This window comes from Pontibacter silvestris, from assembly GCF_020907275.1.
Taxonomy (GTDB): Bacteria; Bacteroidota; Bacteroidia; order Cytophagales; family Hymenobacteraceae; genus Pontibacter; species Pontibacter silvestris.
This window is the reverse complement of record NZ_JAJJWI010000020.1, coordinates 64812-77454: the sequence shown is the minus strand read 5'-3', so window position 1 is coordinate 77454 and position 12643 is coordinate 64812. Positions and strand designations below refer to the sequence as shown.

Below are 12643 nucleotides of genomic sequence, written 5' to 3'. Positions count from 1 at the left end.
ATTTATTTTCTGTCTAATTGCTTTAACAGTAGTTCTTTCCACTCCTGGTAAATAGGTTCATACTGGTCTATTGCCTTTGGCTCTATCAGTTTAACCGGCTGAAAGTTGTTGAATGCTTCATTGGCAGAGGCAAATGCTTTTACACCTATACCAGCTCCCAGTGCGGCGCCTACGCTTCCGTCGTTTTGGTACAACTCAACCGGAACGTGAGTGGCATTCACAAAGGCTTCGGCAAACAGTTCGCTCTGGAAAAGGTTTGCGTTCCCTGCCCTGATTACTTTAGGCTCCATGCCATTCTCGCGCATAATGTCCAGACCATACCGGAAGGCAAAGGCTATACCTTCCTGCACTGCTCTGAAAATATGTGCTTTAGTGTGCAGGTTCAGGTCGATGTTGTGGAAATGTGCGCCGACTATTTTGTTATTGAGCATCCTTTCAGCACCGTTGCCGAATGGCAGGATTCTTAAGCCGTTGCTGCCTACTTTTACCTTTTGGGCGGCCATGTTCATAGACGGGTAAGTTTCTTCAGTACCAATGTTATGCTTTGCCCAACTGTTAAGTATGCCTGTGCCGTTGATGCAAAGCAGTACACCAAGCCGTTTCTTGTCACCAGCATAGTTTACGTGTGCAAACGTGTTTACCCGCGACTGAGGGTCATAAGTAAGTTGATCGCTTACACCATAAATAACACCTGATGTGCCTGCTGTAGCCGCTACTTCTCCCGGTTGCAACACATTAAGTGACAAAGCATTGTTAGGCTGGTCTCCGGACTTATAGGTAACCGGTATGCCTGCTTTTAATGATAAGGCCTCTGCTACTTCTGATTTCAACTCTCCGTGAGGGGAGAATAAAGGACGTACCTCCGGAATAAGCTCCTTTTCAAAACCAAAGTACTTAAGGATATCTTCCGATACATTATCGCTCTTAAAGTCCCAGAACACTCCTTCTGATAAAGCTGAGGTACTTGTCGTAATCTCACCTGTTAGCTTCATCGATATAAAGTCTCCTGGCAGCATAAGGCGGTGGATTTTGCTAAAGGTTTCGGGCTCGTTTGCTTTTATCCAAGCCAGTTTAGAAGCTGTAAAATTACCTGGAGAGTTAAGCAAATGCGATAAGCTCCTTTCCTGCCCGATCTTCTCAAAAGCTTCGTTCCCGATTTCCACGGCTCGGCTGTCGCACCAGATAATGGAATCGCGCAGTACCTGCTGGTCTTTATCTACCACCACTAGGCCGTGCATCTGGTAAGCAATACCTACAGCGCCAATGTCTTTAGGGCTGTATTTACCACTTGCGTTTGCACGTAATATAGCCTGCTGTGCATGTTCCCACCACATGTCAGGCGATTGCTCTGCCCACCCTGGTTTGTTTGAGATGATTGCTGTCTCTTTATCAGGATATTGCGCTGAAGCAACACTCTTCTGTGTTTCTGAGTCAACTACCGACACCTTTATAGATGACGTGCCTATGTCTATTCCAAGTAATAACATATTTAAGTCGTTCGGGCTACTTCTTTTATAATTTAGAGAGTGTACCTTTTTATATTCTTTTACGGTTGCTTTTGATTTTATGCCAACGTTGGCATAAATTAGAGAAGTTTTTCTTATAAAAACAACTGTTAGTTAAAATATTCTTTAATTTCAGCAACTCAGTGTACTTTGAGTTGCTGAAATATTATTAGCGAAGACAGGTTTGATGACATCTTTTAAAACTGTCTTAGCAGAAATTAAATGGTCTAGTGTATTGAAGAGAACGACTATAAATGATATTGCCAGGGAGTTGAACATTTCGTTTTCAACTGTTGCCAGAGCTTTAAACGATCATCCGGCTATAAGTACGGCTACCAAGGAAGCTGTCCGGGAGACAGCGCAGCGGCTTAATTACCGGCAAAATAAATTAGCTTCCTCCTTAAGGTCGGGCTATACCAAAGTGGTTGGTGTTGTAGTGCCTAGCCTGGATGTAAGCTTTTTTAGTTCGGTAGTACATGGTATTGAGCGGATCATGAACGAGAACGGCTATAGCATATTATTGTATCAGTCTAATGAGTCTTTTGAGCAGGAGGCTAAAGGAGTCGGTACGTTTCTGCAATCTAGGGTAGATGGTATTATAGCCTCTGTGGCAAAGGAAACGGAGACATATGAGCACTTTGCCGAAATTAAAAAGCGAAATATTCCACTGCTGTTTTTCGACCGGGCACCTGAGATCTTAGGAGCACCTGCTGTGTTGATTGATGATTATAAAGGTGGATTTCTGGCTACTGAGCACCTGATTAAGCAGGGCTATAAACGAATAGTACATATAACAGCCTCTAAAACCATCAACATATTCAAAGAGCGACTGAGAGGGTATACTGAGGCTTTGAAGTTTTATAATCTGCCTGTAGATGAGAGCCTTATTATGTATGGCGATTTCTCGATTGAGTTTGGGAGAGCGTGCATAAAGAAATTGTATGAGCAAAAAGTAAGCTTTGATGCTGTTTTTGCACTGGAGGATTTTACGGCTATGGGGGTGCTGCAGCAGCTGAAAGTTTACCAGGTACAGGTACCTGAAGAGGTAGGAGTAATCGGCTTTGCTAATGAATCGTTTGCGGCCCTTGTAACGCCAGGGCTATCGACCATGGACCAGCAGACTGTACGAATGGGGGAGGAGGCCGCAGAACTCTTCCTGAAAATGCTTAAAGCTGTAAATGCTTATGAAAATCCGCCGGGAAAAACTGTGCTAGATCCTATCCTCATTGTACGGGAATCTACAAGCCGTACAGCCTGATATTATTTGTAAACAGCTAAAATAAGGCCTATTGATAATCTCAGATAAGTTATTTGATGCTGCAATTATGTCTTTTAACAGCTACCCTAAACTGTACAGGAGTGGAAAAGCTGGTGGTAGTGCTTGCTTCTGGTCAGAAGGAGGCTTATAAATAAAAAAGGCAAAGCGTGTTGCTTTGCCTTTGGTGGAGAATATCGGAGTCGAACCGATGACCTCTTGCATGCCATGCAAGCGCTCTAGCCAGCTGAGCTAATCCCCCTTAGAGTGGCACAAAAATAGAATAAAATTTTATATCACAAAAACTTTTACTTCTGATTTAGGGCAAATAAAAAAGGGGAGCAGATTTCTGCTCCCCTTTTTTATTTTAAACTTACTGTATTAGTTGAAGATATAACGTACTCCGAGCTGCATGTACCAAGTGGTTGCAGTAGTAGTTACATCTCTGTATGCTTTTGTTGGTAATACAGTTTGGCCTCCTTCAGAAACTGTTCTCATTGAGAAAGTAGGAACACCATCTGCAGAAACGCTTTCAACGTTTAATAGGCTCTGGGCATTGTTTAAAGTTTGTTGCACGCCCCACTTAGAATTAATTAAGTTACCTACATTCATGATGTCTGCACTTAACTGAAGTGTATTGCGCTTGCCTCCAATGTTAGTAAAGATGTCTTGTAATATTCTTACATCAAAACGGTTCAACCAAGGCATTAAAGATGCATTACGTTCAGCATATTGTCCTCTTCTTGTGCTTAGGTAGTCATCGTTGTTGATAAATGCATCGAAAGCATCACGTTGTTGTTGTGCCGTAAAGCCATTCTTATCAACAAAGTTTAAATTACTAACATCATTAGGTACATATAACAAGTCTGCGTTGATACCATCCTTGTTCAAGTCAGATGCATAGGTATAAGAGAAACGTCCTTGGTTAGACCCGTTATAAAACAAAGACACAGTAGTAGCTAAATGGTTAATATATTCCTTACGGAAAGAAAGGTTAGCTACTATATTATGCGGAATAGCATACTGTGAGTTGTAAAGGATCTGCTCATTAGGGTTGTTGATAGATGGACTTCCACCCCATGCTGATGAAGCGTTAGACCCTGGGTTACCAGATATATCTTTTGCTCTTGTATAAGTGTAGTATACAGAACCGTAGAAGCCTCTTCGTGCTGGAAGGGAAAGACCTACTGTTGCGTTATAGGAATAACCTTTCTTATCTGTATTAGTTAATACTACACCTGTATTAGCGCCGACAGCGTCATTATACGCTGCATTGCTTGAGCTAACATAATATTCACGGTTATCATTTTCTGAGTCACCACCATAGTTCAACGTTGTTGTAGCTGCTTTTCTATTGGCTCCGAACTGGTAAGCAGCGTTGATATCTTTTGTGTACATCAAGTCTGCAGTTGCAACCAAAGGAGTACCCGGAATGGTATAATCGGCACCTATACTGGTTCTCCACACTTTCGGCATTTTAAAATCACGATCAACAAGAGCAAAACTAGTTGGAACACCTGCATTAGGGTTTTTGATAAACACATTTGCTGCGCTAGCTGGTGTGTTGTTTAACCAGTAGTATGGGTCTGGGTTAAAGCGAATGTCACCAATCCAACCTGCTACAGCATCATACCCATTAGGCTCAACGTTATTTTGGATTACGCCAGAGTTGGAAGGCATGTTAGTAAGCCATACAAATGGCACACGACCTGTAAAGAAGCCAGTTCCTCCACGCAATTGTAAAGAACCGTCTCCAAAAGCATCGTAGTTAAAGCCGATACGAGGTGATAGCATTACTCTTGATTTAGGCCACTCACTTGTAGTGTAGTGCTTCGGATTACCATCTGGATCTAACAGTTCTAAGTCATCGATAGAAGGATTTGCCGTTAGGTCATTCATATAAATAGGCATGTCAGCACGTAAACCTAAAGTAAGGTCTAAACGATCGTTTACTGTGAATTTATCCTGTACATAAAGACCGGCAGTACCTAATTTAATTGGTGCATAGGTGTCTTGGCCTTCATAAGGGTAAGTAAGACCAAACATGATTGGAGCTACCTCGTTAGGAGTACCAGTGGTAAGGAAATCCTCTACGGATGCATAACGATAGTAAGATGTACCTAAGCGGATATACTGGTTACCAAACTTCTGAGATTCAAAGCTGGCACCCGCAGTTATGGTATGATTACCAGCTAAATATGTAAGGTTATCAATGATGCTATAATTGTTATTAAGTACATCATTGCCGTAGGTAAACAATTCGTACCCAAAGCTCATATAGTTAGAATATTCACCTGTTCCATCCCAGATATCTACCATTGGGAATATTTCACTTGGAGAGGTACGTGTATCCTGAATACGGCTGTAGGTAGCTAAAAGCTGATTAGATAAACGAGAAGAGAAAGTACTGTTCAACTCTGCTGATGCTGAACGAACAATATTTTCAGTATTATACATTGTCTTGCTAAACGCAATTGACTCAGAACTTACTCGGTTAACAGAAGAGCGTGGGTTTGGACCGGAGCTACCATTAACCAATGAGGCAGCTTCTCCTTTTACTTGGTTGTAACGAACAGCTAATTTATGCTTATCACTAATGTTCCAGTCTATACGAGCCAAGAAATTTGTGCTTTTACTTCCATTGTCTCTAGCGTATCCTTCATAAGCACCTGGGTCATATCCCCATACATTTATGAGGTGGTTGCGAACAGCTTCTAAGTCTGCTCTGGTAGTTCTGGCAATATTATTGTCAGGATCAGATACACCGTTCTCAGAAGGTCTCCAAAGGTTAACAGCATATGGGTTAGTGCCTTTGTTTTCGGTGTGTTCTGCGTTAACAAAAAAGAATAATTTATTCTTTATGATAGGGCCGCCCAAACGGAAACCATAAGTTTTACTTGAGTTATCATCTCCTTTGTCTATTTCGTTGCCATTAACTTTTCCGCCAGTCATGTCCTGGTTGCGGTAGAAGCCATAAACTGAGCCAGAAAACTCGTTAGAGCCGCTACGGGTAATTGCATTGATGCCTGCACCGGTAAAGCCACTCTGGCGCACATCGTAAGGTGCAATGTTTACTTGCACTTGCTCAATTGCATCTAAAGAAATAGGCTGAGAGTTTCCACCAGGAAGTGGGTTGGTATTTAGGCCAAAGCCATTGTTAAAGTTTGCACCGTCTATTTGAACATTGTTGAAACGTCCATCACGTCCTGCAAAACCATTTCCATTAGCCTGAGGTGTAAGGCGAGTAAAATCTGTTATACTTCTGGATATGGTTGGTAAGGTGTTAATTTGTTGGGTAGTAACATTGGTTGCAGCACCGGTTTTTTGTGCATTAAAAACAGAACTCTGATCAGCAGTAACTATCACTTCCTGCAAGTCAGTACCAGATTCAGAAAGCGTAGCTTCCAGTTGATATGGCACCCCTAGCTGTAGGTTAATGCTGCTATACGTCTTTGTCTGGTAACCAATATAGCTTACTTCAACTGAATATGGTCCCCCAACACGCATATTCTGGATGTTGAAACGCCCTTCTGTATTGGTCGTAGTGCCATATACTGTACCAGAAGGCTGGTGAGTTGCTCTAACGGTTGCACCTATAAGAGCCTCCCCTTGAGGATCTCTTACAGAACCATTGATACTACTCGTTGTTACCTGGGCATGTAGTCCTACTACACTTAGTAACATGAGAAGTGTGGTGAGTAAATACTTCTTCATAAATAAAGGTTTGGATTGGTTGGTTGTAACTCTTTGCATCCTACAGCGCCTGCTATTTAGCTGAGCTGATGGAGTACTATAAAAGTCTTTCATAAAAGGTTGGTTGATTTTGTGCGCAAAAGTAATGCACTCAAACCACATTCTCCTAACCTGATTGTTAATTAAATGTTAAGAAATAAACTTTTTGTCGATTAAGACGTATAAGCGTGACTATGAAATTTTTAAAGCTTAACTTTACTGGCTATTTCATTAAAAAGGCCAGGGAGTACCCCCGGCCTTTTATGTTCTCTGTTATGGCTTTCGCTTTTTACAAAGCAGTTAATTAAAAATATACCGGATACCTACCTGGCCCCTCCATCTGGAAGCTGGATCAGATACATTGTATATCTCATTGTTTGTTTGCCCGGCACCAGTATATTGGAAAGTTGGTTGAGAAGTTTCGTCGGCAAGGCCTGTGTAGCGGATAAGCTCAAATGTCTGGTTTGATACATAGTATACTTTACCCCAGTCTTTATTAAGCAGATTACCTACGTTAAAGATGTCAAACGTTAATTGCAGTCTGTTGGAAGTATTGCCGATCATGGCACCAATGTCCTGCAGTATTCTCAGGTCAAACTCATGCTGGAAAGGCAGTCGCTTACCGTTGCGCTCAGCATACTGGCCTCTTCTGTCATCCAGGTAAGAATCATTCTCAATAAATGCATTAAGGTTTTCCCATTGCTGATCTGCGGTAAGACCATTTGTTATATCCACCAGGTTAATTTCTGAGCGATCTCTCGGTACATAAATCAGGTCATTGTTTGTGCCGTCGTTGTTCAGGTCGCCGTTGTAGATGTACGATACAGGCTGGCCAGACTGCCCGTTATAGAACAATGATACCTCTGTTCCCCAGTTGTTAAGATAATTGAGGCGATAAGAAACAAAACCCGATACTCTGTGGCGCAGGTCAAAGTTTGCATAGGATGCCTCCAGGTTATTTAACCCATATATATTAGGTACGTAACGCCAGTTAGAGTAGGCAACGCTAGAGGTGCCGGAGTTTACATCTTCTGACCTGCCATAAGTATAAGCAATTGAACCAGCCAGCCCATTGTCGAACTGTTTTTGAAGTTGAGCCACCAGGTTGTAAGAATAGCCTTTGTCAGTGTTGTTCAGCAAAATAATCTCATTAAAATCTGGATAAGCTCTGCCGCCTGAATAACGCGGCCTTTGGTCCGGGCCCTGGAATGTGAACTCCGGGTCAATTTGCCTGTTAAGGTTAATAAAGTTTACATTATTTATACCTTTACTAAAGACAGCCTCAATTGTAGCTACTAAACCCCATGGCAAGGCTTTATCGACAGCTAGATTTGTTCGCCATGTTTGTGGGAATTGAAAATTGCTGGACGTAATGTTAATGTCTCCTAAACCTGCTGTACCACCAAAATAATCGGCTGTAGGTTGATTATATGGGTCAGATATAAATCTTACCGGAGGATCAGTATTTGATATGGGGTCAGCGCTGGAGCTACTGCTTCCTATGGAGTAAGTGCCATTAAGAGTTCCATTGTTTGTGTATTGGTTTGAAACCCAAACGAATGGAACCCTACCCGTGAATATACCGGTACCACCTCTAACTTTTAGAGATTGATCACCTAACACATCCCAGTTAAAGCCAAACCTAGGTGACCATAGTACCCTTTCTTCCGGAATAGTGTTTGTAGCAACACCAAGGGTTCTTAGTAGTGGTAGGGCCTCAGAGAACGTGGCATTGTAAGGAGGATCATCTGTAAAAATTGGTAAATCAATTCTTAAGCCAAGTGTAAGGTTTAAGTTAGGGCTAGCCTGAACCTCATCTTGTGCATAAAAGCCTAACTGCATGGCCTTGAATTCTGATGCACCTTGTGTCTGTAGTGGACCATCTTCAGCAAAAGAGTAGCCAATTTGGTAATAAGTAGGAGCAACCTCATTCGCAGTGCCAACGCTCTCAAATGCCTCCAGAGAATTGTAAGCATATCTGCCAAAAATATTTTGCACGAACAGGTTATAGAACTTGTAGAACTCGTTATGAGTACCTAGCGTGAAGGTGTGTTTACCTGCAAAAATGTTGAAGTTATCAGTAATAGAGAAAATATCCTGATCTAACTGGTTGGCCACAGATGAATATTCCCCTCCTAAAGTAATAGAACCTCCACCACTAAGGTTATTTATGGTTACCTGGGGAAATGGCGATCCCAATGGTTCTCGATCATCTCTAACAGCAGTATAGCCTAATAGCAGATGGTTAGCCAGCCTGCCTCCAAAATTACTGTTTAGTTCTAATGCGCTGGAGTTAGTGGTGCTTGGAAAGAATACACCGTTATTATAAAATCTTAGCTCATTATTGTCTCTGCTGTTATTTATGCTTTCGCCATACGTATAGCTATGTCTTAAAGTAAGCTTATGAGTCTGATTGATGTTCCAGTCAATTTTAGCCAGAATTTTGTCAGAGTTAGTTTCGTTGTTAATGGCCCCATAGGTGCCTAAGTCGTAGTTAGGTGAGATTCTGGTTACAGTGTTAATTACACGTTGTATTTCATCTATTGTAACTTGGGAGCCAGACCCACTAACTGTGGGGTCAAACGCTAATGGAGTGGTATTGCGTGTAATTTCACCATTTACGAAGAAGAACAACTTGTCTTTTAGGATTGGCCCACCCAGTCTAAAGCCAAGTTGATAATCTCTGTACTCTGGATAATCAGCTTCCTCCCCTGTAGTTGGGTTGCGACTGCCAACGAAGTTCTCATTGTTTCCGAAGAAATAAGCGGATCCCTCAAAGTTGTTGGTGCCGCTTCTGGTAACTGCATTTATACCACCACCAGTAAAACCACCCTGTCTTACATCATAAGGAGCAATGTTGATCTGAATTTCATCAATTGCATCCAGGCTAATGGGTTGGATACCCGTTTGCCCACCATTTGTTCCTGATCCTGAAAGACCGAATACGTCGTTGTTGATGATACCGTCGATAGCGAACTGGTTGTACCTGTTGTTGCTGCCTGCAAATTGGGTGCCGTTGCCACCTGTGTTTGCAAGAGGTGAAAGCCTGGTGAAATCCTGAAGGCTTCTGCTAATGGTTGGTAACGACTGAAGAGCTTCAGTAGATACGTTAGTAGCTGCACCAGTTCTTTCTGCATTCAGAAGGTTATTCCCACTACCACTGATAACAACTTCCCCGAGTTGTTGGGTGTTACTGTTCAGTGCAACGTCTCTTCGCAATGTCTGGCCTAATGCCAGGCTTAGGTCATTGATAACTACATCCTGAAAACCTAAATAAGATATGCGTAAAGTGTAAGGCCCACCAACACGCATGTTAGGAATAATGTACCTGCCGTCTGATAAAGCTGATGTGCCATATTGAGTACCGGATGGCGTGTGTATTGCTACAACTGATGCTCCAGGCAAACCCTCGCCGTTCTCATCAGTAACGACACCCTGCATAGATGAGGTCGTTACCCCCTGTGCCCAGAGCAACTGCACTGGTAATAACAACATCAAGCACAAAAAAAGATTCCTGTAAAGAGTTTTCATAAGTTACTTTTAAGTGGTTTTGTGAAATAGATATTCCGACTTAAAAGTTCTTACGGTACTATAGGTGTAATGTTGATTATCAGATTATTAAGTGATGTAAGTGGCGCAAATTACTGAGCGCTGGCCTTGTATGACTGCATGCGGGGGCGTACAGCCTTGATGAATATTTTCTGATAATGTTCTGCAAAAAAGTTATTCTCAATTACTCCTAATGAGGTAGAGGCATGAATAAACTTTATTTCATCATTACTGATTACCTCTGTTACCATGCCTACATGCGTAACCTCGCGGCTATGTTTTGTCGCTCCAAAAAAAACCAGGTCGCCCTCGCGTAGGTCTTTTACCTTAACATTATCGCCAAAGCGGCTTTGTTCGTCGGAGGTGCGGGGCAAAATAACATCTATGCTTTGGAATGAGGTGCACAGCAGGCCGGAACAGTCCATACCTGCTCGTGTGGTGCCTCCCCATAAGTAAGGGGTGCCTGTGTAAGACCGTGCTGCTTTTATAACAGTGGCTACATCTCTTTCAACGATGCGTGTATTGCGGCTGGTGCGGTTTTTCGAAGAAAGTGTTTTATTGCTCGCCGCTCTCGTGCCTGCTATTTTCCCACTTCTTTTAGCTGCCCTTTTCGCGGCAGCTATTTCCCTGGCAGATCTGTACTCTTCTCCCCGTTTGCTAAAAACAGGCTGAGAAGACTGGCAGGAGGCCATCAGAACAAGAAAAACTATAAATAAAGCAGAAGTAGTAAATAATGTTTTCAAAGCTTAAATTGGCAAAGAAAGTAAAACAATAAATGTTTGGCTAAGATAGTTATTAGCAGCTCCTTTTAAAAATGAAATTTAATACTGTTACTCCTGACATTCTAGAAGCCCTTGCCGCCATAGTCGGTCAGCAACATGTGGTTTTACCCGAAGCCACCGAACAGATGCTGCGCTACACGCACGACGAAACAGAAGACCTGCATTACGAGCCAGAGCTGGTTCTTAAACCTGCAAACGCTTCAGAAATAAGTTCTATTATGCAGTTGTGCAACCAAAACTTAATTCCGGTTACGCCACGAGGGGCAGGTACAGGCTTAAGCGGAGGTGCATTGCCCATACACAAGGGTGTCGTGATCAGCACCGAGCGGCTCAATAAAATAATAAACATTGACGAGCGTAACCTACAGGCAACAGTAGAGCCGGGCGTAATTACACAGGTTTTTCAGGAAGAGGTTATTGCCAGAGGCTTATTTTACCCGCCTGACCCTTCCAGCCGCGGAAGCTGCTTTTTGGGAGGCAACCTGAGTGAGTCGAGTGGTGGCCCCAGAGCAGTTAAATATGGCGTTACTAAAGACTATGTGCTGAATATGGAGGTGGTGCTCCCAAGCGGAGAAATAACCTGGACCGGAGCCAACGTACTTAAAAATGCCACGGGCTATAACCTTACGCAGTTAATGATTGGTAGCGAAGGCACGTTGGGAATTATTACTAAAATAGTTTTCAGGCTGATACCTTACCCTTCGCAGAACCTGGTTATGCTGGTGCCTTTCAAGAAAGAAGAAGAGGCATGTGAGGCCGTGCCTAAAATTTTTATAGCAGGTATAGTGCCATCTGCCATGGAGTTTATGGAGCGTGATGCCATTGAGTGGACAAACCTTTACCTGGGAATGGATATAACTGTGCCGGAAGATGTACAGGCGCATCTGCTTATAGAACTGGATGGAAATGACATGGATATTTTATTTAAAGATGCAGAACGGGTGTACGAAGTGCTGGAGTCTTTTAATGTAGGTGAGATGCTGATTGCTGACACAGAGAAGCAAAAAACTGACCTCTGGCTGCTTCGTAGAAATGTGGCACATGCCGTAAAGCACAATTCAGTTTATAAAGAAGAAGACACTGTTGTGCCAAGAGCAGAACTGCCAACGCTTATCAGGGGAATTAAAGAGATAGGAACTCGCTATAACTTTAAATCTGTTTGTTACGGTCATGCCGGCGATGGAAATTTGCACATAAACATTGTAAAAGGTGAAATGAGCGATGATGACTGGAACAACAAATTACCGGAAGGTATAAAAGAAATTTTCAGGTTATGTGTGGGCTTGGGAGGTACTATTTCCGGAGAGCATGGGGTAGGATTAGTACAGCGCCCTTATATTGGTATTGCCTTAAATGAAATACAACTGCGGCTAATGCGAGGCATAAAAGATGTTTTTGACCCCAACGGAATCCTGAACCCTGGAAAGATTTTCAGGACAAACGCAGAAGTGCAGGAGCAACATAAAGAATCGCTGTTAACTGATTTGATATAAAAGAAACAGGCGCAGAAAATAATAACTGCGCCTGCTTTGCATACTCTGTAATAATTGTTTTGTCGTACCTGGTAGGTTGTGTCATAAATGTTTAATTAAGATTCCTTATTTTTGCATTGCTGCCAAGTCCCTGTCCATCCCACGCAGGTTAAGCCACGATTGCATCAGGTTATGATGCGATTCGTTTAGCTTTGAAGGTTGCGTGGCATCATATGATGTATCAGTTTCCGGTTTGTTTATGGCATACAGTTCTTTTGGTTGATTTGTGCCACTGTAACGTGTTTCATTTAATGGTTCTTTAGTTTTCATGTTGGTTTTGGTTATTGG

Annotated in this window: 7 protein-coding genes and 1 tRNA gene; 2 read left to right on the top strand and 6 right to left on the bottom strand. The window is 42.5% G+C overall.

Annotated features, from left to right (window positions below; genetic code table 11):
- Positions 1-2: 2 nt before the first annotated feature.
- Positions 3-1487 carry a xylulokinase gene (locus tag LN995_RS16915; RefSeq protein ID WP_229962267.1) on the bottom strand — a complete coding sequence of 495 codons (1485 nt, stop codon included), beginning with the start codon at positions 1485-1487 and terminating at the stop codon, positions 3-5.
- Positions 1488-1692: 205 nt separating this feature from the next.
- On the opposite strand from LN995_RS16915, the gene LN995_RS16910 reads away from it, so the two are divergent.
- On the top strand, positions 1693-2763 hold the full coding sequence (locus LN995_RS16910; RefSeq protein ID WP_229962266.1) for a LacI family DNA-binding transcriptional regulator: 1071 nt from the start codon (positions 1693-1695) through the stop codon (positions 2761-2763).
- Between the two features lie 182 nt (positions 2764-2945).
- Here the strand turns inward: LN995_RS16910 and LN995_RS16905 are convergent.
- The 4 genes from LN995_RS16905 to LN995_RS16890 all read right to left on the bottom strand — a co-directional run bounded on the left by LN995_RS16905 (position 2946) and on the right by LN995_RS16890 (position 10784).
- A tRNA-Ala gene (locus LN995_RS16905) sits at positions 2946-3022 on the bottom strand.
- 119 nt (positions 3023-3141) lie between these two features.
- On the bottom strand, positions 3142-6474 hold the full coding sequence (locus tag LN995_RS16900) for a TonB-dependent receptor (protein WP_229962265.1): 3333 nt from the start codon (positions 6472-6474) through the stop codon (positions 3142-3144).
- Positions 6475-6792: 318 nt separating this feature from the next.
- Positions 6793-9987 carry a TonB-dependent receptor gene (locus LN995_RS16895; protein ID WP_229962264.1) on the bottom strand — a complete coding sequence of 1065 codons (3195 nt, stop codon included), beginning with the start codon at positions 9985-9987 and terminating at the stop codon, positions 6793-6795.
- 146 nt (positions 9988-10133) lie between these two features.
- The gene (locus LN995_RS16890; RefSeq protein ID WP_229962263.1) at positions 10134-10784 is read right to left on the bottom strand and encodes a C40 family peptidase; all 651 of its coding nucleotides are present in this window, start codon (positions 10782-10784) and stop codon (positions 10134-10136) included.
- A 71-nt stretch (positions 10785-10855) separates the two neighbouring features.
- Between LN995_RS16890 and LN995_RS16885 the strand changes: the two genes are divergently transcribed.
- Positions 10856-12316, top strand: coding sequence for an FAD-binding oxidoreductase (locus tag LN995_RS16885; protein WP_229962262.1), 1461 nt, complete (start codon positions 10856-10858; stop codon positions 12314-12316).
- A 105-nt stretch (positions 12317-12421) separates the two neighbouring features.
- Here LN995_RS16885 and LN995_RS16880 read toward each other — a convergent pair whose 3' ends face one another.
- Positions 12422-12625, bottom strand: a complete 204-nt coding sequence (locus LN995_RS16880; RefSeq protein WP_229962261.1) for a hypothetical protein — start codon at positions 12623-12625, stop codon at positions 12422-12424.
- Positions 12626-12643 lie beyond the last annotated feature (18 nt).